We start from the raw sequence: 24,590 nt of genomic DNA on the forward strand, positions 1-24,590 counted from the left end.
AGCACTGTCTAACATAGATAGTGCCACTACCCAATGTGGCCCCCTCCGCCGACGAGGAGAATCAGCCGTGCCCGCACTGCCCTGGATCACCCCGAATCCCCCCACCCCCGGCACCCGGGCGGTCGTCATGGCCTCCCGCTTCGAGGTCCGCTCGCTCGCCGACGTCCCGCGGTTCTTCCTCCGCTCGCTCGCCGTCTGGCGCCAACTGCGCAGCACCCCGGGCGCGTTGGGAGCCTCGCTGATCGCCCGACCGTTCCGCCGCACGTTCTGGACGCTGTCCGCCTGGGAGAGCCGCGAGGCGCTGAACGCCTTCGCCGCCGCCGAACCCCACCGCTCCACCATGACCGGCCTGCGCAGCACCATGCGGGAGTCCACCTTCACCTTCTGGGAGACCCCGGTCGACCAGCTCCCGATCGCCTGGCCGGACGCCCACTCCCGGCTCGACGCCCAGCGCGCCGCCGCCACCGGCCCGCGCTGACCCGGCGGCGGCCGGGCCGGGCCGATCCGGTCGCCGACGCCCCGGAGCCGCACCCCGCGGCCCCGGGCACGCCGCCTCCACCGCCACCCCCGCCCCGGGGCCGGCTCAGGCCGTCCGGCGCACCACGACCACGTTGTCGGTGACGGTCGCCCGCTGCCCCTGGGGGCCGGTGGCCTCGCGCCGGGGCGCGTCGCAGCGCTCGGTGCGCCAGCCCGCGCCCAGCCGCAGCTCGGCCAGGGACTCCTCGGGGGCGGGAAAGCGCACGTCCTGCCCGACCTGCCAGGACCACGGGGCCAGCGAGGCGTGCTCCACCAGGACCAGCAGCCCGCCGGGCGCGACCGCCGCCGCGGCGCGGCGCAGCACGGCGGCCCGGGGCAGTTCCACGGGCGTGTGGAAGTAGCTCGCGCCGACCAGGTCGAAGGCCCCCTCGGGGAAGCTCCGGGCCAGGTCGTGCCGGGCCGGGTGGACCCGGGCCGACACGCCCTCGGCCCGCGCCCGGGCGGCGACCCGGTCCAGCGCGGTGCGGGAGATGTCCACGGCGGTGACGTCCCAGCCGCGCGCGGCGAGCCAGAGCGCGTCCCCGCCGTGCCCGCAGCCCAGGTCCAGCGCCGTGCCGGGCCCGGGCGCGAAGGCGGTGACCAGCTCCGCCAGGACGACGTTGGGCCGGGTGCCCAGGGCGGTGTCCAGGCCGGCGTAGTGGTGCTCCCAGAAGGTCGCGGCGTCGCTCTCGGTGTGCATCGGAGGCCTTTCGTCGGCGGTCGGAACCCGGCCGGCTCCGCTCACCGGCCCGGGCTGCCACCGACAGTGGCCCGCACCCTGCCGGAGTTGCAACGCTCCATGCCGTTTCGGCAACCTGGGCGGCATGGAGCACACCAAGCAGGACGTCCTCGCCGCCGTCGGCCCCCGGCTGCGCGACCTGCGCCGCCGGCGCGGGATGACGCTGGCGGAGCTCGCCGAACGCACCGGGATCAACGAGAGCACCCTCTCCCGACTGGAGGGCGGCACCCGCAAGCCCACCCTGGAACTGCTGCTGCCGCTCGCCGAGGTCCACGCCGTCCCCCTGGACGACCTGGTCGGCGCACCCCGCACCGGGGACCCGCGGATCCACCTGCGCCCGGTGGTCCGGCACGGCATGACGCACGTGCCGCTCAGCCGTCCCGGCGGCATCCAGGCCCACAAGCTGCTGATCCCGCCCCGGCCCGGCACCGCGCCGGACCCGAAGACCCACGAGGGCTTCGAGTGGGTCTACGTGCTCGCCGGGCGGCTGCACCTGCTGCTGGGCGACCAGAGCCTCGTCCTGCGGCCGGGCGAGGCCGCCGAGTTCGACACCCACGTCCCGCACTGGCTCGGAGCGGACGGGGACCGAACCGTCGAACTCCTCATCCTCTTCGGCCACCAGGGCGAACGGGCCCACCTCCGCGCCCGCACCCCCTGAGCCCGCGTCACCCGTTCCCCGGGCTCGGCACCCGGCGGGCCCGGTCCACCGCACGGCGCCCCCGGCCGCCGTCCGGCCCCTCCGCCGCCCTCCGGGGAGCGCCCGGACCGGCCGGACCACCGTGCGTCGGACGGGCCTCAGCCGCCCGTCGGCGCCGTCGCCAGGTCCGTCGGGTCGGTGTTGGCGCCGCAGAGCACCACACAGACCCGCTCGCCGGGCTCGGGCCGGTAGCCGTGGCCCGGGCCGACCCCTGCGTCGAGGGCCGCCAGCGCGGTGGCGGCGGCGTGCTCGACGGCCAGTCGGCGGTCGTCCCAGAGCTCCCGGCGGGCGCGCACGATCGCCGCGTCCGGCACGAGGACGGAGCGGACGTCGCCCTCCCGCGCGGCCGCGAGCGCCAGCGCGGTGGCCCGGCGGGCGCCCAGGGCGTCGGCCGCGACCGAGTCGACCGGCACGTCCACCGGCCGGCCCTCCGCGAGGGCGGCGTGGAACGCCCGGCAGTGCTCGGGCTCGACGGCGACGGTCCGGACGCCGTGCTGCCGGGCCGCGGTGGCGACCCCGGCGAGCAGTCCGCCGCCGCCGACGGCGACCACCACCGTGTCCAGGCCCGGGAGTTGCCGGTGGATCTCCTCCAGCAGGGTGCCCGCCCCGGCCGCGATCAGCGGGTGGTCGTAGGCGTGGGCGGCCAGCGCGCCGCCGGCGGCGGCGAACTCCTGGCAGGCGGCCAGGGCTTCGGCGTACTCCGAGCCGGTCTGCCGCACCTCGGCACCGTAGCCGCGCAGCTTGGCCACCTTGACCGCGGGCGCGGTGGTGGGGACGAACACGGTGGCCCGCACGCCCTGCTGCCGGGCCGCCCAGGCACAGGCCAGGCCGGCGTTGCCGCCGGAGGCGATGGTCACCCCGGTGTCGGGCAGGGTGCCGGCCTCCCGGTGCGCCTGGAGGAAGTTCTGCAGGCCCCGGGCCTTGAAGCTGCCGGTGTGCTGCATCAGTTCCAGGGCCAGCCAGCGCCCGGGGCCGGTCTCGGCCAGGGTCACGGGCCGGACGGTTCCGGCGATCCGGTCGGCGGCGGCTTTGACGTCGCCGTAGGAGAGGTGCGGCACGGGATCACTCCTGGCTCGGGGGCTTCCGGGCCCGCGAGGGCCCTCCGCCCGGGACCCTAACGTTCGTAGGTCATCTCCGGGAAGCGCGCCGAGGGCCCGTCCAGCAGGTGGTCGTCGTGGCCGCGCAGCCAGCGGTCGAAGAAGGAGGCGACGTAGGAGCGGGTGGCGAGTTCGGCGCGGTCGGGGCGGATGTCGCCGATGTCGTCGGTCAGCTCCGCCGGCCCGACCGCGCCCTGGCGGGCGAGCTGCGGGAGCAGCGACGCGGCGTCGGTGTAGGAGCCGTGCCGGGAGCCGTCCAGGGTGAGGTCGGCGTGCCAGCTGCTGCTGTGCTGCCAGAGGGCGTCCCAGCCGGGCTGCCGGCGGTAGCTGCCGGAGTCCGGGCTGCGGGTGCCCATCAGCAGGAAGGGCCGGTCCAGGCCGTCCCGGGCGAGGCTGGGGAGGAGGACACCGGTCCGCCCGTCCGGGCCGGGGAAGTGCAGTTGGCCGTCCAGGTTGATCCCGGCCGCGATCCGCGGGTCGTCGTGCATGGCCTGGAGGGCGGTGAAGCCGCCCGCCGAGTGGCCGACCATGCCGATCCGGTCGAGGTCCAGCGCTCCGCCGAGGCCGGTCGGCAGGCCCTGGCGTCGGCGCAGGCCGGAGAGCTCGTCCAGGACGAAGCGGGTGTCGTCGACCCGGGTGCGCAGGGCCTTGCGCAGGACGGCGCCGATGTCCAGGCCGGGCTGCGCCAGCAGGCCGGGGAACACCGAGGCGGCCAGGCCACCGTCGGGGAAGGCGACTTCGGAGGCCTCGTAGGTGTGGTCGACGGTGACGACCACGTAGCCGCGCGAGGCGAGGTCCTCGACCAGGGCCGTCCCCCAGCTGCGCGGGTCGCCCAGCCCGGGCGAGTACAGCACCACCGGTCGGGGGCCGCCGGGCCGGGCCGGGGCGTCCCGGCGGGCGTGGGTGCGGATCGCCGACCAGTCCGTACTGCCGGGCCGCACACCGTAGTTGATCAGCCCGACGCCGGAGTCGCCGCCGAAGTGCGCACCGGCGGCGGGGGTCATGTAGCGGGCCCGCTCGTCGCCGCCGGCCGGGCGGCCGGTCGGGTACCAGAGGCTGACCATCAACTCGCGCCTGCGCCCGGGCTGCCAGGGGTCCTCCCGCCAGGGGTCGGTCAGGTGCAGCGCGGTGGTCCCGATCGGGTACGGCCCGGTCGGCTGCGGCAGCCGGGCCGTGGCCTGCCCCCGGCCGCCGTCCCCGCCCGGCGCCGCCACCGCCGCCCCGGGCGCACCCACCACCCCGAGCGCCGTCGTCGCCGCCAGCAGTACCGCCGCCACGACCCGTCCCCGCCCGCCCATCGCCGCCTCCTCGTACCGATCGCTCACGGGGCAGACGCTACGGCCGGCACGGCCCCCGGCCGTCATACCGGGGGGCCAACTCCCCCTGACTACCGGGGTATGACACCCCTACGGACCACTCCGCGCGACCGCGCTCAGGCCTGGGCGGTCGGGCGGACGACGATCTCGCTGACGTCGATGCCGTCGGGCTGTTCGACGGCGTAGCCGATGGCGGAGGCGATCGCCGAGGGGGGCATGGCGATCTCGTCCCGCTGCCGGACCATCGCGGCCGCGACCTCGGGGCCGGCTCCCTTGCCGACGCCTTCGGTGTGGGTGAAGCCGGGTGAGACCAGGGTGACCCGCAGGTCCGGTCCCGATTCCTGGCGCAGGCCCTCGGTGAGCACCTTCACCGCCGTCTTGGTGGCCGCGTAGACCCCCTGCGGGGACTTGACGACGTAGGCCGCGGTGGAGGCGACGTTGACGAAGTGTCCGGAGCGCTGCCGCCGGAAGACGGGCAGGGCGGCCCCGATGCCGTTCAGCAGGCCGGTGACGTGGGTGGCGACCATGGCGTCCCAGTCGTCCTGGCGCAGCTCGTCGAACGGCGACACCGCCATGGTGCCCGCGTTGGAGACCAGGACGTCGAGCCGGCCGTAGCGGTCGACGGCCGTGTCGGTGAGGCGCTTCAGGTCCGCGCGGCGCGTGACGTCGACGACGACGCCGACGGCCGAGCCGCCCCGCGCGGTGATCCGGTCCACCACCGCGGCCAGCCGGTCCTCCCGCCGGGCGCCGAGGACGAGCCGGGCGCCGCGCTCGGCGAGGTGGACGGCCGTCGCCTCCCCGATGCCGCTGCTGGCGCCGGTGATCGCGATCACTTTGCCCATGATGCCTGTCATGTTCCGTCCTTGCCGAGCCGAGGGGTGCGGGGGGCCGGGGCGGTCGCCTAGAGTGGAACCGGAGGCGCCCCCACTTCGCTCTCAAGCTAACCGGGGGCGCCCCCGGTCAGCAAGCCCCGGACCCCGGAGAGGAAGGGCGGACCCCGATGCCCGAGGAAACGCAACGGCCGCTGCGGGCCGACGCACGCCGCAACCGCGAGAGGATCCTCACGGTCGCTGCGCGCGTCTTCGCCGCGGAGGGGCTCGACGCCCACCTGGAGCGCATCGCCAAGGAGGCCGGGGTCGGCAGCGCCACGCTGTACCGCAACTTCCCCACCCGGGAGGCCCTGGTCGAGGCCGTCTACCGCCACGAGGTGGTCCAACTGTGCGACGCGGCACCCGAGTTGCTGGCGGCTCAGCCGCCGCTCAACGCCCTGCACGCCTGGTCCCGCCGCTTCCTGGACTACGTGACCACCAAGTACGGCATGATCGACGCCCTGCGCGCCATCGCCACGACGGGGAGCAACCCGTACGGCCACAGCCGGGAGATGATCCGGGCCGCCCTGACCACCCTGATGGACGCCTGCGCGGCCGCCGGCACGATCCGCACCGACATCGGCCCCGCCGACCTCGCCGTCGCCCTGGAGGGCATCGCCCTCACCTCGGCCCGCCCCGACCAGCGCGCCCAGGCGGAACGCCTGCTCACCCTCACCCTCGACGGCCTGACGGCCCGCCCCGAGCTCTAGTGCGGCGAAGGGAACCCCGCGCCGCAGGACGTGGTCCCGGGGTATGACGCCGCGGTACCTCACGGGGGCTACGAACGGCACCGCGGCGTTTGGCTCCGTGGGGTGACTCGGTACGGAGCCGCGGAACCTAGCGTCTCCGCCATGAATCGCAATCGCCGTATCAGCGCTGCCGCGGCGCTGACGCTCGCCGCCCTCGTCTCCGGCACCGGCGCCGGGTCCGCCGCCACGACCGCACCGGCGGCCACGTCGTCGGTCGCGTCATCGGTCGCGTCATCGGCCACGTCGTCGGCCACGCACGCGTTCGACGCCGTACCGGCCGCGGCCACCGCGCCCACCCCGACCTTCCACGGCGCGCTCCCCGCGCCGACCGGCCCCTACGCCGCCGGCGAGTCCGTCCTCCACCTCACCGACGCGGACCGTCCCGACCCGTGGGTGCCGTCCTCCGGTCCCCGCCGACTGACCGTCACCATGCTCTACCCGGCCGCCCCCGGGACCGGGACCCCGGCCCCCTATATGACCCTCGCCGAAGCAGCCGGAGTCCTCGAGCGCCGGAAGCTGCCGGCGAGCGCCGGCGTCACCCCGCAGAACCTCTCCGCCGTCACCACGCACGCCTTCGACGGCGCGCGCCCGAAGGGCGGCAAGCACCCGCTGGTGCTCCTCTCACCCGCCTACGAGGACCCGCGCATGACGCTCACCTCGCTCGCGACCGACCTGGCCAGTCACGGCTACGTCGTCGCGCTCGTCGGCCACACCTACGAGGACAACGGCGAGACGCTGGCGGACGGCCGGACACCGTCGTGCGTGATCTGCGACGACCCGACGCTCAGCATGGACACGGTCACCGCCAGCCGCGCGCTCGACGTGTCCTTCGTGATCGACCGGTTGACGCACGGCGACACCGCGTGGCGCCTGGCCCACCTCATCGACAGGCACGCGATCGGCATGGCCGGACATTCCCTCGGCGGAGCGGCGGCCGCCACCACGATGACCGCCGACCCGCGGATACGGGCCGGAGTGAACATGGACGGCTCCTTCCACCCGACCCCGCTGCCCGGCCGGATCGACCGGCCGTTCCTCATGCTGGGTACGGCCGCCGACGACCACGCGGCCGGTGGCGAGTGGGAGCAGGCCTGGGACGCCCTCGGCGGCTACCGGAAGTGGCTGACGGTCACCGGCGCCGACCACTTCAGCTTCAGCGACCTGGACCTGCTGCTGGAGCAGGCCGGCTTCCCGAGCTCGGCCCTCTCCCCGGAACGCGGGGTGGCGCTCACCCGTGCGTACGTGACGGCGTTCTTCGACCGGGCGCTGAAGGGGATCGACAGTCCGCTGCTGGACGGCCCCTCGCCGGACGATCCGGAGGTGCTCTTCCAGCACTAGTACGACGCCGCGTCGGCCCTTCGGGGCCAGGCGGTAGGCCCCGGCGCCACAGGCGTCACGGGCCTCGCAGGCGTCATGAGCCTCGACGGCCGCGGCCGGTTCGTCGTGGAGGACGAACCGGCCGCAGCGCCGTACCGCTCGGCCCCTACCGGGCGCCCTGGGTGCGGGCCAGCTCCGCCGCCCCCGCGCGGCGCTCCGGGGACAGCACGTCCACCGGGGAGCCCGCGCCCTCGCCGGGGCGGGCGCCCTGGCCGCGCAGCTCGTCGGCGAGCCGCTTGACCTGGCGGTCCTCCGGACCGGGCGCGATGTAGAACAGCGACTCGTCCACCTCGGTGTCGTCCCCGCCCCAGCGCACGACCCCCCGGCACTCGGCGAGGATGTCCCGGAGCACCAGTTCCTGGTGGGCGAAGAACCCACCCTTCGCCGAGGCGCCGGGGCGGATCCGCACCGCCGTGCCGGAGGCGAGGTTCGACTCCGGCAACGCCGCGCGCAGGCCGCCGATCTCCTGCCAGCCGAGCAGGTCGCCGCTCGGCAGCTCCTCGACCTCGTAGTGGAAGCGCCGGACCACGTGGACGAGGATCTCCTCCACGTCGCCGATCCGGATGTCCACCGAGAGCCCGGTGCCGGCCACCCGGCGGGTCCAGACGGTGGAGACGTGGTTCGCCTCCTTCTCCAGCGTCCAGCCGTTGGCGCTGGTCGGGAGGTCCCGCTCGCGGGTCCCGGGCCCGGCCGCCGGGACGGTCGGAGCCGCCGAGGCGGCCCCCGGGAGCAGGGCGGCCGCGGCCGCGGCCGTCCCGATGACGGCGGCGCCCTTGACCGCGGTCCGCCGGGTTATTCCGATCTGCACGTCTTCCATCCCTTTTCTCCTACGGAACGATGATGAGCACGGCGGTGGGCGGCGGCGTCAGCAGGACACCTGCCCGGGCCCCCGCGCGGGCGCCACCCGTGGGCACGCCCACCGGGGTGCTCACCGGCACACCCACCGGGGTGCTCACTTGGTGCGGGACAGCGCGTTGTAGCTCTCCAGCACGCCGTACAGGCCGATCAGCTCCCGGCCGTACTGCTGCGCGTCCTCGCCGACGCCGTCGTACCGGGCCAACAGGGCCTGGGTGTCGGCCTGGCCGGTGGTCGGGCCCGGGCGCCCGATCCCGAGCCGGTGCGCGTTGAAGACCATCAGGTAGGCGACCGAGCGGATGTTGTAGAACGGGTCCTGGAGGTTGTCCCAGACCTGCCGCAGGTCGGCTTCGGTCAGCGGGGACCCGTTGATCAGGCCTTCCTGGAGGCAGTGGTTGCGGGCGGCGATGGCGTCCCGGGCGGAGATCCGGCCCCAGCCGGTCGCCGAGTCGTCGGCGATCCCGTTGCGGACGGCGTCGTCGGCGACCGTGTCGAGCGGGCTGAGCGTGCGCAGCTCCCACAGCACGGGGGCCTGGATCAGGGCCTTGCGCAGCTTCAACTCCCGGGCCAGCGAGGTGAACAGCGCGTCCGCGCCGAGCACCGTGTCGTAGGCCTTGGTGGTGGAGACCCCGCCGAGGGCGGCCCAGTCGGAGTCGGTCCAGCACGCGCCGCCGGTCTCCGGGACGCCGATCGAGGTGAGGTAGCTCTGCACGTCGCGGAGCATGGAGTCGCGGTAGGCGGTCCTGTCCAGGTCGACGTCGAGCCCGGCGACGGGGTCGGTGCCCGGGTCGAAGTCGCCCTGGCCGGTGTCCCGGCCGGAGGCGATGCCGTTGTCGATCTCGATGGCGGCCTCGCCCGAGCCGACGGTGATGGTCGAGATCTGGTCGAACGCCCAGTTGCCCGGCAGCGGGTGGCCCAGGTTGCCCGAGAACCCGCTCGACATGTCGGAGACGAAGCTGGTCTCCGTGTACCCCGCGTCCGCGACCCGCCGGCAGACGTTGCGCGGCCCGTAGATCCCCACCCGGTACGAGGAGTTCTCGCTGATCGTGTGGTGGACGCCGCGGAAGTGCGGGAGGACGGAGCTGCTGACCTCGGCGTCCGTCGCGTCGTAGTCGACGGCGAAGTAGATCGTCGTACCGGGCTTGAAGCCGTGGATGCGCGCCCACTCGATCGCGCGGAAGGCGTCGCTGGTGCCCTGGGCGTAGCTGAAGTACTCCGCCGACCGGCTGTACGTCTGGTAGATCGGGAAGCAGCGCAGGCCGTACTGCTTGATGGTGGCCAGTTCGCCCGGCTGGATCTGCTTCTCCGGCAGGCTGGTGGTCGAGGGGTTGGACAGGTACCGGCCGACGTACCGGTAGCCGGCGTCCTTGAGCGCCTGGGCGCGGGCCGGAGTGATCTTCGTGACGCCGTCGCAGGCCGCGCCCCGGCGGCTCTGGTCGCCGTAGGAGACCAGCAGCGACGCCCAGGTCGGGAAGTCGCCGGCGCCGGTGACCGGCAGGGCCGAGAAGGACTGGAACGCCTCGACACCGCTCTCCACCGCGGCGGTGAAGTCACCGAGGGGGACGTCCCGCCTGTTGAGGATCATCGCCGCCGTGAACAGCGTCGACCAGGTGCCGGTGGCGCCGAGCGCGACCGGGTGGGCCTTCAGCCCCGCCTGGGTGCCGGGGCCGAAGTTGCCGTTCGCGGTGCCGTCGGCCATGCCCAGCTCGTACTGGATCGCCAGCAGCATGGACCGCGCGACGTCCCGGGAGTGGTAGCCGTCGCAGGGGATCACGAAGAAGTCCCTGCGGTTGACGTAACGGCCGTTCAGCCACTGCTGGATGGCCCGGACGGCGTCCGAACCGCCGCTGACGGTGACGTAGGCGTCCATGGTGAGCAGGCCCTTGACGACCTTCGGCTCCAGGGCGCTGCCCGGGAACACCGTGTCCAGGCCCATGTCGGACTTGAGCCCGGTCACCGCGGCCTTGACCCGGTCGCCGTACCGGCCGTCGATCTCGCCGCCGTCGTAGCCCTTGCAGTACAGGGCGGCCTGGAGGATCCGGCAGAAGTTCGCGGACGGGACGGTCGAGTCGTCCAGCTTCGGGTACTTGCTCTGCAGGGTCGAGAGGGTGGTCGGGCCGAAGGAGTTCGAGAGCGCGGTGATGCCCATCTCGTACTGGAGCGCGCGGGTCAGCGCGTACATCGTCGGCCAGCCGGTCCGGCCGTCCTCCTCCAACTTCGGGATGCCCAGCGTGGCGCCCTGGTTGTAGGTCGTGTTGATGAACTTCTGCGCCAGACGAACCATCTCGTCAGCCATGCACGGTCTCCCGTTGTCCGGTGGAGCGCCGTCACCTCCCCGCTCCTCCCCGTCCCCCGCTCTCCGCTCGCCGCCGACGCGCGGACGGACGTTGGGACGGACGGACGGACGCCGCCGGGTGGCCGAGCGGCTGAAGAGTGGTTCCCGCCACCGGGGAAGTCCGGTGGCACGGGATTCGGTGATACCCCCTGCTGAGGGCCGCGGTCTCCCCGCCGCGACGCGTGCACGAACATTATCAGTGCTTTTGTCGTGGTGACCGGATCCCCGCCCTCCGACAGCCGGGGTGACCTGCGGAAACGGGGGAGCACCCCGGCTGCGGACCGCCCGGCCGCCCCTGGGAGGATCTGCGCCATGACGACCGAGACCCGCCGCTCCGCGGGCACCAGAACCTTCGCCGACGTCCTGCTCTCCTGGGTCGGCCTCCGCCGGCTGAGCACGGAGCAGGACCTGGCCGACCTTCAGACGGGCACCACCCTCCAGGTGTTCTGTTCGAGCCCGACGCTGGGCACGGTCAAGACCCTGTCGGTCGGCAAGGGCCGTACCGTTCCGCACACCGCCACCGGCTACCTGCACCTCGCGACCGGCGCGGTGACCTGGCGCAACCAGCGCACGGGCGAGACCGTCGCCCTGCGCGGACCGTTCCGCCTGTCGCCGTCCGAGCGGAGGACCCCGCAGCGGCAGATGACCCGTTTCGACCTGGTCGCGGGCGCCGAGCAGCACGTGATCGTGATCCCCAAGGCCGACACCGCCCTGGTCACCCGGGTGCTGGAGGCGGCCGACCGCTAGCCCGGCCCCTGCCGCCGGCCGGCGCGGGTCGGCGCGGGCACGGCACGGGCCGGCGACGGACCGCGGCTCAGCGGTACCGCTTGAGCTCCCGGCGGGCCAGCGAGCGCTTGTGCACCTCGTCCGGCCCGTCGGCCAGCCGCAGGGTGCGGTTGCCCGCCCACAGCTGGGCGAGCGGGGTGTCCTGGCTGACCCCGGCCGCGCCGTGGGTCTGGACGGCTTTGTCGAGGATCCATTCGACGGTGGCCGGGGTGGCGATCTTGATGGCCTGGATCTCGGTGTGCGCGCCGCGGTTGCCGACGGTGTCCATCAGCCAGGCGGTCTTCAGCACCAGCAGCCGCAGCTGCTCGATGCGGACCCGGGATTCGGCGATCCAGTCCTGCACCACGCCCTGCTCGGCCAGCGGACGCCCGAAGGCCACCCGGTCGTTCGCCCGGCGGCACATCAGCTCCAACGCGCGCTCGGCCAGGCCGATGGCGCGCATGCAGTGGTGGATCCGGCCGGGGCCGAGCCGGGCCTGGGCGATGGCGAAGCCGGTGCCCTCCTCCCCGATCAGGTTCCCGGCCGGGACCCGGACGTCCTCGAACAGCACCTCGGCGTGGCCGCCGTGGTCGGCGTCGTCGTAGCCGAAGACCGTCATGCCGCGCTTGACGGTGACGCCGGGGGCGTCGCGCGGGACGATCACCATGCTCTGCTGGCGGTGCGGCTCGGCGGTGGGGTCGGTCTTGCCCATCACGATGAACAGCTTGCAGTCCGGGTTCATCGCGCCGGTGATGTACCACTTGCGGCCGTTGACCACGTAGTCGTCGCCGTCGCGCTCGATCCGGGTGGCGATGTTGGTGGCGTCCGAGGAGGCGACCTCGGGCTCCGTCATCGCGAAGGCGGAGCGGATCTCGGCGTCGAGCAGGGGGCGCAGCCAGCGCTCCTTCTGCTCGGCGCTGCCGAACTGGGCGAGCAGTTCCATGTTGCCGGTGTCGGGGGCGGCGCAGTTGAGCGCGGCCGGGGCCAACTGGATGCTGCGGCCGGTGATCTCGGCGAGCGGGGCGTACTGGAGGTTGGTCAGCCCGGCCCCGTGCTCGCCGGGCATGCTGTGCTCGTCCACGAAGAACAGGTTCCAGAGGCCCTGCTTGCGGGCCTCGGCCTGGAGCTCGGCGATGACGGGCGGGACGGTCCAGGGGGTGCGGGCCGGGTCGGCGAGCTGGTGCGCGAGAGTGGTCTCGGCGGGGTACACGTGCTGGTCCATGAACGCGAGGAGCTGCGCACGGAGTTCGTCGGTCCGGGCGTCGTAGGCGAAGTCCATCGGTCAGTTCTCCTTGAGGGTGCTCAGGCCGTGCCGGGCGAGGATCGGGGCCATCTCGCCCGCGCGCTCGAAACCGGCGCCCAGGGTGCGGCCCTGCTGGAAGCGGTAGTGGATGCCCTCGGCGACGGCCGCGAGCTTGAAGGAGGCGAAGGCCACGTACCAGTCCAGGTCGGCGGCCTGCCGACCGGTCAACTCGGCGTAGTACGAGACCAGTTCGTCGGCCTTGGGGAAGCCGGGAGCGGTCATGGCGGACGGGATGATGCCGCCGCCGACACCGGCGAGTTCGGTGTACATCACCAGCAGGCCGATGTCGGTGAGCGGGTCGCCGAGCGTGGACATCTCCCAGTCGAGGACGGCGGTGATGGTGTCGTCCTCGTCCACCAGCACGTTGTCGAGGCGGTAGTCGCCGTGCACGAGGGCGGGGGCGGGCGAGACCGGCAGGCGGTCGGCGAGGAGGGCGTGCAGCCGGTCGAGGTCCGGCAGGTCGCGGCTGCGGGAGGCCGCGAGTTGCTTGGACCAGCGGCTCAACTGGCGCCCGAGGTAGCCGTCGGGCCGTCCGAAGTCTTCGAGGCCGACGGCGGCCGGGTCGATCCGGTGCAGGGCGGCGAGGGTCTCGACCAGGCGGCGTCCCAGGGTCCGGACCCGCTCCTCCCCGAGGGCGGCCAGGGCGGCGCGGTCACGGTGAGCGACACCGGAGACGTACTCCATGAGGTACCAGGGCGCCCCGAGGACTTCGGTCCCGTGGTCGATCAGCAGCATCCGCGGGACCGGGACGTCGGTGCCGTGCAGGGCCGACATCACCCGGTGCTCCCGCCCCATGTCGTGCGCGGTGGCCAGGACGTGCCCGAGCGGCGGGCGCCGCAGGACCCAGATGCCGACACCGTCCGTGAGCAGATAGGTGAGGTTGGAGCGGCCCCCTTCGATGAGGTCGGCCCGCAACGGCCCCCGGACGGTGTCGGGCAGCTCCCGGTCCAGGTGGGAGCGGAGGCGGGCCAGATCCAGGCCAGGCGGGTCAGCGGGGGTGTCGACCATCGGGCGGCTCCTCGGAACAGCGGCGGATCATTGACTAAGCGCTTGCTTAGCATTCAACTGGATGAGGGCCCCTGTCAATGCCACGAGCCCCCGGACCGGTCGGTCCGGGGGCTCGCGACGACCGGGCCGAAGCCTCGGTCGGATCTGGAGTTCGTGGGGAGCGTCAGCCCTCGGTGGAGCGGCGACGGGAGACGGCGACGAGCGCCGCACCCGCGGCGAGGACGGCGGCCGCGCCGCCGACCTCCCAGCCGAGACCCTCGCTGCCGGTGGCGGCCAACTGGCCGGGGCCGGCGACGGGGGTGGCGGGGGCCGTGGTGGCGGGGGCCGTGGTGGCGGGCGTGCCGGCGGTGTCCGTGGTGGTCACCGCGACGGGCTTGACGTCCTGGCCGGGCTGCTGCGGCTGCTCGGTCGGGTCCGGCGTGCGGTTCCCGCCGGCCTTCTCGTCCTCGGCGCGGGCCGTGAACTGGCCCTCCTTGAGGAACTTCTCCACCTCCGCCGGAGTACCGTGCCGGAGGACGTTCTTCGCGGCCTCCTTCAGAACGGGACCAGCGTTGTTGATCAACTGGTAGACCCGAAACCGGTTGTCGATGATGCGCTGCTCGGCGAGTTCGACGTCCAGGAAGTGCCGCACGGCGGCAGCATCACCGGCGAGGGCCTTCTCGGCCGCCTCCCGCACACCGGGGCCGGACTCCTTGTCAGCCAGGATGCCCTGCACCTTGGCCCGGTCGTCATCCTCGGCACGGGCCTTGAACTGACCCTCCTTGAGGAACTTCTCCACCTCCGCCGGAGTGCCGTGCCGGAGAACCTGCTTGGCAGCCTCCTTCAGAACGGGACCGGCATTGTTGATCAGCTGGGACACCCGCACCTGGTTGTCAACGATGCGCTGCTCGGCGAGTTCGACGTCCAGGAAGTGCCGCACGGCGGCAGCATCACCGGCGAGGGCCTTCTCGGCCGCCTCCCGCACACCGGGGCCGGACTCCTTGTCAGCCAGGATGCCCTGCACCTTGGCCCGGTCGTCATCCTCCGCGCGGGCCTTGAACTGACCCTCCTTGAGGAACTTCTCCACCTCCGCCGGAGTGCCGTGCCGGAGAACCTGCTTGGCAGCCTCCTTGAGAACGGGACCAGCGTTGTTGATCAGCCGGGAGACCCGAACCCGGTTGTCGATGATGCGCTGGTCGGCGAGTTCGACGTCCAGGAAGTGCCGCACGGCGGCGGCATCGCCTGCGAGGGCCTTCTCAGCCGCCTCCCGCACACCGGGGCCGGACTCCTTGTCAGCCAGGATGCGCTGGACCTCGGCGCGGTCCTGGCTCTCCTGGTCGCTGGTGTCGGGGCTGGAGAGCCCAGTGGGCCGCGGGCCGTCGGCGGCGACGGCGGAGGACGGGAAGAGGACGGCGGGGGCCAGCACGGCAGCCGCGATGACGGCGGAGGCCTTGGGCAGCTTCATCGAGCGAAACCTGATTCGTGCGAAGACTTTGTGAACGCCCACAGCATAGATCGCATTTTGCGATTCCCATACCTGGTATTTGCTGGACCGTTTGCCAAGGCCTCCCACAGGAACGCAGACGGCGCAGCAGTCCACGGGGGACCGCTGCGCCGATCGTCGCTGGTGAGCGGGTGGGATCAGACGTCGCCGAACTCTCCGGCGACGGTCGCGGAGACGAAGGATCGCCAGGCGACAGCGGGGAAGAGGAGCACCGGCCCCTCCGGATCCTTCGAGTCGCGGACAGGCATCACACCAACAAGTCCGGGTACCACCTCGACACAGGAGCCGCCGTTGTCGCTATAGCTCGACTTCACCCACCGTGCCACCTCGACACAGTTCCCACCATTACCGCTGTAGCTCGACTTCACCCATTGCGCAACCTCGACACAACTCCCCCCATTGCCGCTATAGCTGGACTTGACCCATACAACACCGGCCAGAGTCAGGTGGTCGGTACGACTCATGATCGAAGTCTCCTTCCAGGCTTCGCGAATCATGGCTTGGGCGCGGCATCGTCAGCGGTCGCCGAACTCTCCGGCGACGGTCGCGGCGATAAAGGACTGCCAGGCGGCGGGGAAGACCAGCGCCGGGCCCGTCGCGTCCTTCGAGTCACGGACCGGAACGACGCCGGGGTAGTCGGGCGAGATGTCCACGCAGGTCCCGCCGTTGTCGGAGTACGACGACTTGAACCAGGAAGCGCGGGACAGATCAAGGCGGGTCATGGGTCAAAATTCCTTGCGGTTCACGGATCACGCCCAATTCCACCTGGGAGGCAGACAAGTTGAACGATTCCCCAGCTTAGCCCACAGTGGACACACCCGGTAGTCGTACAGCTACAGAGAGGGATGTGCGTTGAGCCGCCCCACCGCTCCCGAGACCTTGCAGCGCCTCCAGGTGGTCATCTACCTGGCGAAGCGTGACTCCGCCTTCCCCGAGCGCGAGTTGGCGCTCTGCGAGGCCTATGCCGCCGCCTTCGGCTGGGACATCTCCCTGATCGTCGTCGACGACGAGGCGGACACCAAGGGGCCGGAGTACCGCCCCATGCTGCAGGCCGCCCTTCGCCAGATCACCGACCGGCAGGCCGGCGCGATCCTCGTCCCCGCCAAGGCGACCATCTCCCCCATCGACGGCGAGTTCAACGAGTTCGCCGAGCGCGTCGAGAAGGCCTCGGGCTTCATCCAGGTGGCGACCCGGCGATGAACGACTCCCCCTACGCGATCGTCCCGGCCGATCCCCCGCCCGGCTTCACCTTCCAGGCCTGGGTGGTCCGCGACCGCGACTCCGGCCGCCTCGTCAAAGCCCTGCCGCCGTCCGACGAACCCCTCCGCTTCTACTCCTTCGCCCACGCCGAGGCGTGGATCCGCAGGAACGAGCCGCGCATCGAGTTCGAGGTCCGGCTGATCGGCGCCCAGAGCCCGCACTTCCTCCACCTGGACTCCTGGGGCCTCTGGAACCTCGGCCGGCACGAGTACCTGCGCGTCCCCGGTTCCTCGTTGCGGATCCGGCGCTTCTACTCCCGCGCGGCCGCCGAGGCCTTCCGCCAGGACCTCATCGATCCCGCCCGCTGATCGCCGGGACGGTCCGCCCGACACCGACCCCATCGGCCACCCGGTGGCGAGCAACCTTTCGACGTCCCCGTGGCATCGATCAAGTGATTGATCGAACTGTCGGACGAACAAAGGGGATTCGGTGCGGACTGCTCGCGGTGCGGCCGTCCTGTTGGCCGTGGGGGTCATGGCGTCCCTCACCCTCACCACGGGGGACTCCTTCTCCCAGGGCAGACCGGGCGCCGCCGCTCCCGAGCCCACGGCCCCGGAGGAGGAACCCGCCGACGCCCCGGCGCCGTCGCCCACGCCGACCCCCACCCCGACGCCCACCTGGGACGGGCAGGTGAAGCTGATCGGCGACGGCTCCACCTCCTACACCGGCCCGCAGCCCAAGCAGCCCACCCCGGAGAAGCTCAAACCCGGTGAGAAACCACCCCAGTTCGTGGTCTTCTCCTGGGACGGCGGGCTGGAGGGCGACGACCACCTGTTCTCCCGCTTCCGGAAGCTGGGCGCGGAGAACAACGCCCAGATGACGTACTTCCTCACCGGCCTGTACACCCTCCCCAAGGCCAAGCGCTCCCTCTACCACCCGCCCCAGCACGACCCGGGCGCCGCCTCGATCGACTACGCGACCGACCCCCACATCAAGGACACCCTGGAGCAACTGCGGCTGGCCTGGCTGGACGGCAACGAGATCGGCACCCACTTCAACGGCCACTTCTGCGGCAAGAAGGGCGGCGGCGACTGGAGCACGGAGGAGTGGAAGAGCGAGCTCGACCAGGCCGTCTCCTTCGTCACCCAGTGGAAGACCAACACCGGCTACAAGAACCTCCCTCCCCTCCCCTTCGACTACACCAAGGAGTTGGTCGGCGGCCGGGCGCCCTGCCTGGAGGGGCAGAAGAACCTGCTCCCGGCCGAGAAGGCGGCGGGCTTCCGCTACGACGCCAGCTCTCCGGGCGAGTTCCAGGTCTGGCCGACCAAGACCAAGGAGGGCCTCTGGAACTTCCCGCTCCAGATGCTGCCGTTCCCCGCCAGGTCCACCCAGGGCCTGTCGATGGACTTCAACTTCCTGGCCGGCCAGTCCGGGGACAGCACCAAGGGCGACCCGAAGAAGTACCCCGCGTGGGAGAAGGAGGCCCGGGAGAGCTACCTGGCCGGCTTCAACCGGGTCTACAACGGCAGCCGTGCCCCGCTGTTCATCGGCAACCACTTCGAGGACTGGAACGGCGGCATCTACATGGACGCCGTCGAGGACGTGGTGAAGGACGTCTGCCACCGCGACGGCGTCCGCTGCGTGACGTTCCGCCAGGTCGCCGACTGGCTCGACGCCCAGGACCCGAAGGTCCTGGACAAGCTGCGCGCCCTCGACCCCGGCCAGCCCGCCGACTGGTCCCGCCTGGTCAAATGACCGGACCGCCGGTCGGATGACCCGACGGCCCCCTGCCTTCCCCGCGGGAGGACAGGGGGCCGGTGAAGCGGCCCGGGCCGGCGGCTCAGGCCAGCGGCTTGTGCACGACGGCCTTGGTGTGGCTGAACGTGTCGATCGAGTACTCGCCGTGGTAACGCCCCATCCCGCTCTCGCCGACCCCGCCGAACGGCAGCTCGGGCATCGCCAGGTAGGAGACCGGCAGTCCGAAGGAGAGCGCACCCGAGGAGGTCTCCTCGGTCAGCCGCCGCCTGGTCCCCTCCGACTCGGTGAAGGCGTAGAGCGCGAGCGGCTTGTCCCGCTCGTTGATGAAGGCGATCGCGGCGTCGAGGTCGGGCACTGCGATGATCGGCAGGATCGGGCCGAAGATCTCCGCGCGCATCACCGGGGCGTCGGGGGCGACCTCGGCGAGCACGGTCGGGGCGAGGTAGCGCTGCGACCGGTCCTGCCCGCCGCCGGTGACGATCCGTCCGTCGTCGAGCAGGGCGGCCAGGCGGTCGAAGTGGCGCTCGTTGACGATCCGCCCGTACAGCGCGCTCTCGGCCGGTTCCTGGCCGTACAACTCCTCGACGGCGGTGATGAGTTCGGCCTCCAGCGCGGCGGCCGTGCCACCGACGGCGAGCACGTAGTCCGGGGCGACGCAGGTCTGCCCGGCGTTCTGGAACTTGCCCCGGGCGATCCGCTGCGCGGTGGCCGCCAGGTCGACCCCGGGATCGACCACGACCGGGCTCTTGCCGCCGAGTTCCAGGGTGACCGGCGTGAGGTGCCGGGCGGCCGCGGTCATGACGATCCGCCCGACCGTGCCGTTGCCGGTGTAGAAGATGTGGTCGAAGCGCTGCTCCAGCAGCGCGGTGGTCTCCGGGACGGCGCCCTCGACGACCGCCACCGCCTCCTGGTCGAGGTACGCGGGGAGCAGCCGGGCGATCGCGGCGGAGGTCGCGGGGGCGAGCTCGCTGGGCTTGACCACGACGGCGTTGCCGGCGGCCAGCGCGCCCACCACCGGGGCCAGGGCGAGCTGGAGCGGGTAATTCCACGGCGCGATGACCAGCACCACGCCGAGCGGCTCGCGCACCACGCTCGCCTCGGCCGGGCGGAAGGCCTCCGGGACGGCGGCCGGCTTCGGGCTCAGCCACTCCTCCAGGTGCGCCACGGTGTGGTCGAGCTCGTTGATCGTGAAGCCGATCTCACTGCGGTACGCCTCGGCCGGGCTCTTGCCCAGGTCCGCGTGGAGGGCCTGCTGGAGCTCCTCGGTCCGCTCGGTGAGCAGGGCGCGCAGGGCGGCTAGCTGGGCCCGGCGCCAGGCGAGCGGCTTGGTGCGGCCGGTGGCGAAGCCGGTGCGCAGGCGGGCGACGGTGTCCGCGACGGCGGTCGGGGTGGTGGCGGTCGGGGTGGTGGCGGTCGGGGTGGTGGCGGTCGGAGTCATGAGGTGGTGCAGTCCCTTCGAATGACTTGAAGAGGTAGATGGTTCATATCCTCAAGCAATATGGACGGTAGACCTCGATGGTTGAAGATGTCAAGCATTCCGCCTATGCTCCTGTCATGTCCGATACGCCCGAGTCACCCGGTACGCCCGCACCGCCAGGGTCTCCCGAGTCGCCCAGCCCCGCCGACCTGATGGACCAGCTCGCCCGGGTCGCCGCGGCCTACTACCGCCACTTCGCCGCGGCGGCCACCGTGCACGGGCTCACCCTGATGCAGGGCAAGATGCTCAGCCTGCTCCGTCGCCCCCGGCCCATGCGCACCCTCGCCGACCTGCTCGGATGCGACGCCTCCAACGTCACCGGCATCGTGGACCGCCTGGAGGCCCGCGACCTGGTCCGCCGCGAGACCGACCCGGCCGATCGCCGGATCAAGAACGTCGTCCTCACCGAGGACGGGGAACGGACCGTCCGGGCGATCCGGAGCGGGCTGATGTCCGACCTCACCGCCCTGGAACGGCTGGACGCCGGTGACCGGCGCGCCTTCGGCGCCCTGCTGGACCGGGTGTTCCCGGACCCGGCGACCACCGGCTGAGCGCGGGCGCCGGCTGAGCGCGGGCACCGGCACGGGCGGGTCGGCACCGCCGTCCGCGCCGGAACGGACGGCGCGGACGGCGCGGACGGCGCGGACGGCGGACGGCGCGGACGGCGGGCGGCGCGGGCGCTACCCCACCGCCTTCATGAACGAGGTCCAGATCCGCCCCGGCAGGTCGGAGTCCGGGGCGTCCGGCGCGGCGCCGCCGAGGCCCTCCAGCGACAGCAGCTTCATGTCCTTCAGGTCGGCCCGGAACACCGTGACCGCCGTCGCCAGCTGCCCGTTGTAGCCGACCGTCCAGCCGGCCGTCCGGTCCGCCGTGGTGCCGGTCTTCGCCGCCACCGCCGGTCCGGCCGCCGCCATCGCCTTGGCGCTCCCCCCGCGCACCGCCCCCTTGAGCGCGGCGTCCACGTCCCCCGCCACCGCCGCCGGCAGCGCCTGGACGGCGGTGGGCAGCCGCAGCGCGAGCGGCTCGCCGTTGCGGCTGACCCGCAGCACCGAGTACGGGTCGGTGTGGCTGCCCCCGGCGGCGAAGACGGCGTACGCGTCCGCGGCCCGGATCGCGCTCGGCCGGGAGTTGCCCGTCCCGAAGGCGGGCACGAACTCGCCCATGCTGTCGGGCAGCAGGCCCAGGGCGGTCGCGGTCTGCCGGACCCTGTCCAGGCCGACGTCCATGGCGAGTTGCATCATCGGCCCGTTGACGGACTGCTCCACCGCGCTGCGCAGCGAGACCTTCCCCCAGTCCCGCTTGTTGTCGTTGGCGGTCTTCACGATCTTCCCGTCCCGCCCCCAGTACGGGCCCTCCGGGGTCTGCACGTTCACCCCGTTGTCGCCGTCGTACAGGGTGTCCGGCGTCACCGGGGTCCGGGCGCCGTCGCGCTGGTGCTGCACGCCCTGGCTGAGCCCGGCCGCGTACACCAGCGGGGCGAAGGCCGAACCGATCGGCACGGACGAGGTGTTGGCGTTGTTGAAGCCCTGTTTCAGGTAGTCGGGGCCGCCGTAGAGCGCGACGATCCGCCCGTCCGGCGCCACCGACGCGGCACCGACCTTGAGCAGCTTGTCGGCCTCCCGGCTGCCGGGGTCGATCCCCTTGGTGGCGTCCTGCACCGCCGCGGCGAGGGCGGCGACCTTCGCCTTGTCGAAGGTGGTGTGGATCTGGTGGCCGCCCAGGTCGAACTGGGCCGGGGTGATGTCGCTGTGGCTCTCCACGTAGCTGCGGGCCATGTCCACCAGGTACCCGGTCTGGCCGCTCAGCCCGGCCGCCTTCGGCTGCGGCCGCGGCTCGGGGAACACCGTGTAGGTCGCGCGCTCGGCGGCGGAGAGCTTTCCGGTGTCCACCATCCGGTCCAGGATCCAGGCCCAGCGCTCCTCGGCCCGCTGGTGGTTCTCCGCGCTCAGCCCCGGGTCGAACTGCCCGGCCCCCTTCAACAGGGCGGCCAGCAGGGCCCCCTCGCTCGGGTTGAGCTGGGAGACGTCCTTGCCGTAGTACGCGGCCGCGGCCCGTTCGATGCCGTAACTGCCGCGCCCGAACCAGCTGGTGTTCAGATAGCCGGCCAGGATGTCCTGCTTGCTCATCCGCTGGTCCAGCTTGATCGCGATGACCATCTCGCTGAGCTTGCGCGAGACGTCCTGGCGCTGGTTCAGGTAGATGTTCTTGACGTACTGCTGGGTGATGGTCGAGCCGCCCTGGGTGTCGCCGCCGGTGGCCATCGCGAAGACGGCGCGGCCGATGCCGGAGACGGAGATCCCCGGATCCGAGTAGAACGTCGCGTTCTCGGCCGACAGCACCGCCCACTGCACCGGCTCGGGCACCCGGTCCAGCGGCACCTCCTGCCGGTTGGTGTCGCCGACCCGGGCCATCTCGCTGCCGTCCGCCCAGAAGTAGACGTTGTTCTGCTGGGTGGCGAAGGCGTTGAGGTCCGCCGGGACCTTGGTGACCTTGAAGAACCAGGCCACCAGCCCGGTCAGCGTCACCAGCACGAGCCCGGCGACCGCGAGCAGCTGGCGCCAGGACGGGAGCCAACGGCGGAACCCGCGCCGTCCGCGCCGCGGGTAGTCGATCCAGCGCAGCGGACGCCACCGCCGACGGCCGGCGGCCTGCTCCTCCCCGGCTTCCCCGCCCTGCCCCTCCCCGGCTTCCCCACCCTGCTCCGCAGCACGCATCCGCTCTCCGATCTCCTGGCACGGCCCCCGTTGGTTAGAGGCTTTTCGGGCCGTCCCAGGGCGGCTCGCATCCGGTGTGATCATGCTCATAGCCCGTACGGGAACTCTCCGCCCCGCGGCCGCCCCGCCCGACCGCCAGAATGGCGCCATGAGGATGATCCACACCCTGCTCGGCGTGCTGCTGCTCCTGCTCGTCGTGGGCAGCATCCTGCGCACCCTGGTCGTGCCGCGCGGGCTCTACTCGGCCCTGGTGTACCGACTGTGGGCGGTGCTGCGCACCGTGCTGCGGCTGTGGGCCGCGCCGTTCGGCACCTACCGGGCGCAGGACCGCGCGCTGACCTGGCTGGCACCGCTGGTGCTGGTCGGCATGCTCGCGGTGTGGCTCAGCGGGATGCTGCTCGCCTACTCCCTGATCCTGCACGGCACCTCGGACCTCACCTGGTCGGTGTCCGTCCGGGAGGCCGGGTCCAGCCTGTTCACCCTGGGCTTCGCCAGCGGCGAGCGGCTGCAGCTGTCCGCGATCGACTTCATGGCCGCGGCCAGCGGACCGCTGGTGATCGCCCTGCAGATCGCCTACCTGCCCACCCTCTACGCCGCCTACCAGCGGCGCGAGACGGAGGTGACGCTGCTCCAGTCCCGGGCCGGCGAACCCGCCTGGGGCCCCGAGCTGCTCGCCCGGCAGTCCCTGGTCGACACCGAGACCGCGCTCCCCCAGCTCTACCGCGACTGGGAGCGGCTGGCCGCCGACATCGGCGAGAGCCACTCCAACTACCCGGTGCTGCTGGCCTTCCGCTCCCCGCAGCCCAACCGCAGCTGGGTGGTCGGCCTCATCGCGGTGATGGACGCCGCCGCCCTCCACCTCGCGCTCTGCCCGCGCTCGGCCCCGCCCGAGGCCCGGCTGGTGATCCGGGCCGGCTTCACCGCGATGCGCGACATCGCCCGCTCGCTGCGGATCGACTTCGACACCGACCCGGACCCGACCACCCCGATCCGGCTCACCTACGCCGAGTACCTGGGCGCCGTCGCGATGATCACCGCCGCGGGCTTCCCGCGCGAGCGCCCGGTCGAGGACGGCTGGCGGCACTTCAACGGCTGGCGGATCAACTACGAGGCCCTCGCCTACGAACTCGCCCGCCGCGGCGACGCCGTCCCCGCCCTCTGGACCGGCCCACGCGACTTCCGCGCCCCGGTCATCCCCCCGGCCCGCCCCACCGACCGCCGCCCCGAAGCCCTCCCCCCGGCCCCTCCGGCGCCGTAGGCCCCGCTCCCGCCCGGCCCGTCCCACGCGCACGACCGGTCTCACCAGCGGGGCCCTGGTCTTCACCCTCAGTAACGGGAGCCGCCAGGCCCGGGGCAGCGTCTCCGGCGGATCGGACGTCCACCAGATCTGCTGGACCGAAACGCTCGACTACTTCAAGGCCGTCGGCCTGGCCCTTTCCGGCCACCATGCCTAGCGGTACGGTCGGCAGCCGTAACTGCCGGACAGGCATCAGGACTGCCATCGGTGCGGAGGCAAGCACATGACACGACTTCGGCCACTGCTCTGCTGGTCGGCCGCCGCGCTCACGGCCGGGCTGCTCTGTGCGTGCGGCAGCAGCACGGGTTCGGGCAGCGGTGCGGCGGCTGTACCTGCCGCGCCGACGGCAACGGCGGACGCACTCACGGCCACGGCCTTGCAGGACCTGGAGTCGGCGCTCGGGGAGCAGGGGCGCGGCGGCTTCAAGGACACCTTCGGGGCTCTCGGGCTGGACTCGTCCGCGGGCCGCGTGGTGCTGTTCGCCACGGACGAGTCGCGTGCGCGGGAGCTCGTCGCGGCCGCGGCCAGGGCCCACCCGGGCATCGACACCCGGCGCGCCGAGATCCGACGTTCCGTCTACTCCCGGGCGGTCATCGACCCGGTGATCCGAAGGATCGGGGAGGCGGCCCGGGGCACCACCCTGCCGTTCCCCGTCTACACGGCGGCCATCACAGCGGACGCCTCCGGGATCACGGTGACCACCTCGAAGGAGGGGACGACCTCGGCGGCGCTCAGGGAGGCCGTGGCGAAGCTCGCCGGCAGCGTCCCGGTGTCCTACCAGCAGGGCGACCCGGTGCGGAACCTCGACGCCACGGCTCAGGTCGCCCCGCCACCATGAGCCCGCCCGGCCTGGCTTCCGGCGCCGTAGAAAACCGCAGGACGGTGTCGGGGCGGTCGGGTAGGGTGGGGCACCGTACGTACCGAAACAGGATGTTCCGTGGAGACGAGGGAGGTGGGGTTGATGACCGTGCTGGTGGCCGCCGTGCGCAGCGTCCGGGTCTCCCTCACGTCCCGGGCCGCGGCCTGACGTCGTCC

General features: G+C 72.7%; 24 protein-coding genes. 11 read left to right on the forward strand and 13 right to left on the reverse strand.

Annotation, left to right across the window (positions count from 1 at the left end; all coding sequences use genetic code 11):
• Window positions 1-67: 67 nt before the first annotated feature.
• Window positions 68-478 (forward strand): DUF3291 domain-containing protein, encoded by a 411-nt coding sequence (locus tag AB0O91_RS20500; RefSeq protein WP_363435060.1) that lies wholly within the window; start codon window positions 68-70, stop codon window positions 476-478.
• 105 nt (window positions 479-583) lie between these two features.
• Here AB0O91_RS20500 and AB0O91_RS20505 read toward each other — a convergent pair whose 3' ends face one another.
• Window positions 584-1,216, reverse strand: a complete 633-nt coding sequence (locus AB0O91_RS20505; protein WP_363435063.1) for a methyltransferase domain-containing protein — start codon at window positions 1,214-1,216, stop codon at window positions 584-586.
• A gap of 124 nt (window positions 1,217-1,340) precedes the next feature.
• Between AB0O91_RS20505 and AB0O91_RS20510 the strand changes: the two genes are divergently transcribed.
• Window positions 1,341-1,913, forward strand: coding sequence for an XRE family transcriptional regulator (locus tag AB0O91_RS20510; RefSeq protein ID WP_363435065.1), 573 nt, complete (start codon window positions 1,341-1,343; stop codon window positions 1,911-1,913).
• A gap of 137 nt (window positions 1,914-2,050) precedes the next feature.
• Here AB0O91_RS20510 and AB0O91_RS20515 read toward each other — a convergent pair whose 3' ends face one another.
• From AB0O91_RS20515 to AB0O91_RS20525, 3 genes are all read right to left on the reverse strand, one after another.
• Window positions 2,051-3,010, reverse strand: coding sequence for a serine/threonine dehydratase (locus AB0O91_RS20515; RefSeq protein ID WP_363435068.1), 960 nt, complete (start codon window positions 3,008-3,010; stop codon window positions 2,051-2,053).
• Window positions 3,011-3,066: 56 nt separating this feature from the next.
• Window positions 3,067-4,374, reverse strand: a complete 1,308-nt coding sequence (locus AB0O91_RS20520) for an esterase (protein ID WP_363435071.1) — start codon at window positions 4,372-4,374, stop codon at window positions 3,067-3,069.
• 107 nt (window positions 4,375-4,481) lie between these two features.
• A complete protein-coding gene (locus tag AB0O91_RS20525; RefSeq protein WP_363435074.1) occupies window positions 4,482-5,219 on the reverse strand; it encodes an SDR family oxidoreductase in 738 nt (245 codons plus the stop codon).
• A gap of 146 nt (window positions 5,220-5,365) precedes the next feature.
• Here AB0O91_RS20525 and AB0O91_RS20530 point away from each other — a divergent pair, with 146 nt between their 5' ends.
• Window positions 5,366-5,944 (forward strand): helix-turn-helix domain-containing protein, encoded by a 579-nt coding sequence (locus AB0O91_RS20530; protein ID WP_363435076.1) that lies wholly within the window; start codon window positions 5,366-5,368, stop codon window positions 5,942-5,944.
• Between the two features lie 141 nt (window positions 5,945-6,085).
• Complete coding sequence (locus tag AB0O91_RS20535; RefSeq protein ID WP_363435078.1) at window positions 6,086-7,321, forward strand: alpha/beta hydrolase; 1,236 nt, start codon at window positions 6,086-6,088, stop codon at window positions 7,319-7,321.
• 145 nt (window positions 7,322-7,466) lie between these two features.
• On the opposite strand, the gene AB0O91_RS20540 is transcribed toward AB0O91_RS20535, so the two are convergent.
• Both AB0O91_RS20540 and AB0O91_RS20545 read right to left on the reverse strand, forming a co-directional pair.
• Window positions 7,467-8,168 carry a hypothetical protein gene (locus AB0O91_RS20540; RefSeq protein WP_363435081.1) on the reverse strand — a complete coding sequence of 234 codons (702 nt, stop codon included), beginning with the start codon at window positions 8,166-8,168 and terminating at the stop codon, window positions 7,467-7,469.
• Window positions 8,169-8,312: 144 nt separating this feature from the next.
• Window positions 8,313-10,511, reverse strand: a complete 2,199-nt coding sequence (locus AB0O91_RS20545) for a glycoside hydrolase domain-containing protein (protein WP_363435084.1) — start codon at window positions 10,509-10,511, stop codon at window positions 8,313-8,315.
• A gap of 351 nt (window positions 10,512-10,862) precedes the next feature.
• Here AB0O91_RS20545 and AB0O91_RS20550 point away from each other — a divergent pair, with 351 nt between their 5' ends.
• Complete coding sequence (locus AB0O91_RS20550) at window positions 10,863-11,297, forward strand: hypothetical protein (protein WP_363435086.1); 435 nt, start codon at window positions 10,863-10,865, stop codon at window positions 11,295-11,297.
• A 67-nt stretch (window positions 11,298-11,364) separates the two neighbouring features.
• Here AB0O91_RS20550 and AB0O91_RS20555 read toward each other — a convergent pair whose 3' ends face one another.
• The 5 genes from AB0O91_RS20555 to AB0O91_RS20575 form a co-directional block, all read right to left on the reverse strand.
• Complete coding sequence (locus tag AB0O91_RS20555; RefSeq protein ID WP_363435088.1) at window positions 11,365-12,594, reverse strand: acyl-CoA dehydrogenase family protein; 1,230 nt, start codon at window positions 12,592-12,594, stop codon at window positions 11,365-11,367.
• 3 nt (window positions 12,595-12,597) lie between these two features.
• Window positions 12,598-13,626 (reverse strand): phosphotransferase family protein, encoded by a 1,029-nt coding sequence (locus tag AB0O91_RS20560; protein WP_363435091.1) that lies wholly within the window; start codon window positions 13,624-13,626, stop codon window positions 12,598-12,600.
• 163 nt (window positions 13,627-13,789) lie between these two features.
• Entirely contained in the window at window positions 13,790-15,070 is a 1,281-nt protein-coding gene (locus AB0O91_RS20565; RefSeq protein WP_363435094.1) for an ALF repeat-containing protein, read from the reverse strand.
• A gap of 176 nt (window positions 15,071-15,246) precedes the next feature.
• Entirely contained in the window at window positions 15,247-15,573 is a 327-nt protein-coding gene (locus tag AB0O91_RS20570) for a DUF397 domain-containing protein (RefSeq protein WP_363435096.1), read from the reverse strand.
• Between the two features lie 51 nt (window positions 15,574-15,624).
• Entirely contained in the window at window positions 15,625-15,831 is a 207-nt protein-coding gene (locus AB0O91_RS20575; protein ID WP_363435099.1) for a DUF397 domain-containing protein, read from the reverse strand.
• A gap of 130 nt (window positions 15,832-15,961) precedes the next feature.
• Here AB0O91_RS20575 and AB0O91_RS20580 point away from each other — a divergent pair, with 130 nt between their 5' ends.
• From AB0O91_RS20580 to AB0O91_RS20590, 3 genes are all read left to right on the forward strand, one after another.
• Window positions 15,962-16,309 (forward strand): hypothetical protein, encoded by a 348-nt coding sequence (locus tag AB0O91_RS20580; protein ID WP_363435102.1) that lies wholly within the window; start codon window positions 15,962-15,964, stop codon window positions 16,307-16,309.
• The gene (locus tag AB0O91_RS20585) at window positions 16,306-16,677 is read left to right on the forward strand and encodes a hypothetical protein (protein WP_363435105.1); all 372 of its coding nucleotides are present in this window, start codon (window positions 16,306-16,308) and stop codon (window positions 16,675-16,677) included. The genes AB0O91_RS20580 and AB0O91_RS20585 overlap by 4 nt, the downstream gene beginning before the upstream one ends.
• 166 nt (window positions 16,678-16,843) lie before the next feature.
• Entirely contained in the window at window positions 16,844-18,064 is a 1,221-nt protein-coding gene (locus AB0O91_RS20590) for a hypothetical protein (protein WP_363435108.1), read from the forward strand.
• 85 nt (window positions 18,065-18,149) lie between these two features.
• Here AB0O91_RS20590 and AB0O91_RS20595 read toward each other — a convergent pair whose 3' ends face one another.
• On the reverse strand, window positions 18,150-19,505 hold the full coding sequence (locus AB0O91_RS20595) for an aldehyde dehydrogenase family protein (RefSeq protein ID WP_363435110.1): 1,356 nt from the start codon (window positions 19,503-19,505) through the stop codon (window positions 18,150-18,152).
• A 116-nt stretch (window positions 19,506-19,621) separates the two neighbouring features.
• On the opposite strand from AB0O91_RS20595, the gene AB0O91_RS20600 reads away from it, so the two are divergent.
• Window positions 19,622-20,095, forward strand: a complete 474-nt coding sequence (locus tag AB0O91_RS20600) for a MarR family transcriptional regulator (protein WP_363435112.1) — start codon at window positions 19,622-19,624, stop codon at window positions 20,093-20,095.
• A 129-nt stretch (window positions 20,096-20,224) separates the two neighbouring features.
• Here the strand turns inward: AB0O91_RS20600 and AB0O91_RS20605 are convergent, their stop codons facing one another.
• The gene (locus tag AB0O91_RS20605; RefSeq protein WP_363435115.1) at window positions 20,225-22,258 is read right to left on the reverse strand and encodes a transglycosylase domain-containing protein; all 2,034 of its coding nucleotides are present in this window, start codon (window positions 22,256-22,258) and stop codon (window positions 20,225-20,227) included.
• 148 nt (window positions 22,259-22,406) lie between these two features.
• On the opposite strand from AB0O91_RS20605, the gene AB0O91_RS20610 reads away from it, so the two are divergent.
• Entirely contained in the window at window positions 22,407-23,516 is a 1,110-nt protein-coding gene (locus AB0O91_RS20610) for a hypothetical protein (RefSeq protein WP_363435117.1), read from the forward strand.
• 262 nt (window positions 23,517-23,778) lie between these two features.
• Window positions 23,779-24,393 carry a hypothetical protein gene (locus AB0O91_RS20615; RefSeq protein WP_363435120.1) on the forward strand — a complete coding sequence of 205 codons (615 nt, stop codon included), beginning with the start codon at window positions 23,779-23,781 and terminating at the stop codon, window positions 24,391-24,393.
• The last annotated feature ends 197 nt before the right edge of the window (window positions 24,394-24,590 follow it).

This window comes from Kitasatospora sp. NPDC089797 (genome assembly GCF_040684795.1).
GTDB lineage: Bacteria > Actinomycetota > Actinomycetes > Streptomycetales > Streptomycetaceae > Kitasatospora.

What these genes read in the sequence shown, in the direction of transcription:
- AB0O91_RS20505 (WP_363435063.1), bottom strand. Translation starts at nt 1,216, where the DNA reads ATGCACACCGAGAGCGACGCCGCGACCTTCTGGGAGCACCACTACGCC.
- AB0O91_RS20510 (WP_363435065.1), top strand. Translation starts at nt 1,341, where the DNA reads ATGGAGCACACCAAGCAGGACGTCCTCGCCGCCGTCGGCCCCCGGCTG.
- AB0O91_RS20525 (WP_363435074.1), bottom strand. Translation starts at nt 5,219, where the DNA reads ATGACAGGCATCATGGGCAAAGTGATCGCGATCACCGGCGCCAGCAGC.
- AB0O91_RS20530 (WP_363435076.1), top strand. Translation starts at nt 5,366, where the DNA reads ATGCCCGAGGAAACGCAACGGCCGCTGCGGGCCGACGCACGCCGCAAC.
- AB0O91_RS20535 (WP_363435078.1), top strand. Translation starts at nt 6,086, where the DNA reads ATGAATCGCAATCGCCGTATCAGCGCTGCCGCGGCGCTGACGCTCGCC.
- AB0O91_RS20545 (WP_363435084.1), bottom strand. Translation starts at nt 10,511, where the DNA reads ATGGCTGACGAGATGGTTCGTCTGGCGCAGAAGTTCATCAACACGACC.
- AB0O91_RS20550 (WP_363435086.1), top strand. Translation starts at nt 10,863, where the DNA reads ATGACGACCGAGACCCGCCGCTCCGCGGGCACCAGAACCTTCGCCGAC.
- AB0O91_RS20555 (WP_363435088.1), bottom strand. Translation starts at nt 12,594, where the DNA reads ATGGACTTCGCCTACGACGCCCGGACCGACGAACTCCGTGCGCAGCTC.
- AB0O91_RS20560 (WP_363435091.1), bottom strand. Translation starts at nt 13,626, where the DNA reads ATGGTCGACACCCCCGCTGACCCGCCTGGCCTGGATCTGGCCCGCCTC.
- AB0O91_RS20565 (WP_363435094.1), bottom strand. Translation starts at nt 15,070, where the DNA reads ATGAAGCTGCCCAAGGCCTCCGCCGTCATCGCGGCTGCCGTGCTGGCC.
- AB0O91_RS20570 (WP_363435096.1), bottom strand. Translation starts at nt 15,573, where the DNA reads ATGAGTCGTACCGACCACCTGACTCTGGCCGGTGTTGTATGGGTCAAG.
- AB0O91_RS20575 (WP_363435099.1), bottom strand. Translation starts at nt 15,831, where the DNA reads ATGACCCGCCTTGATCTGTCCCGCGCTTCCTGGTTCAAGTCGTCGTAC.
- AB0O91_RS20585 (WP_363435105.1), top strand. Translation starts at nt 16,306, where the DNA reads ATGAACGACTCCCCCTACGCGATCGTCCCGGCCGATCCCCCGCCCGGC.
- AB0O91_RS20590 (WP_363435108.1), top strand. Translation starts at nt 16,844, where the DNA reads ATGGCGTCCCTCACCCTCACCACGGGGGACTCCTTCTCCCAGGGCAGA.
- AB0O91_RS20595 (WP_363435110.1), bottom strand. Translation starts at nt 19,505, where the DNA reads ATGACTCCGACCGCCACCACCCCGACCGCCACCACCCCGACCGCCACC.
- AB0O91_RS20600 (WP_363435112.1), top strand. Translation starts at nt 19,622, where the DNA reads ATGTCCGATACGCCCGAGTCACCCGGTACGCCCGCACCGCCAGGGTCT.
- AB0O91_RS20605 (WP_363435115.1), bottom strand. Translation starts at nt 22,258, where the DNA reads ATGCGTGCTGCGGAGCAGGGTGGGGAAGCCGGGGAGGGGCAGGGCGGG.
- AB0O91_RS20610 (WP_363435117.1), top strand. Translation starts at nt 22,407, where the DNA reads ATGAGGATGATCCACACCCTGCTCGGCGTGCTGCTGCTCCTGCTCGTC.
- AB0O91_RS20615 (WP_363435120.1), top strand. Translation starts at nt 23,779, where the DNA reads ATGACACGACTTCGGCCACTGCTCTGCTGGTCGGCCGCCGCGCTCACG.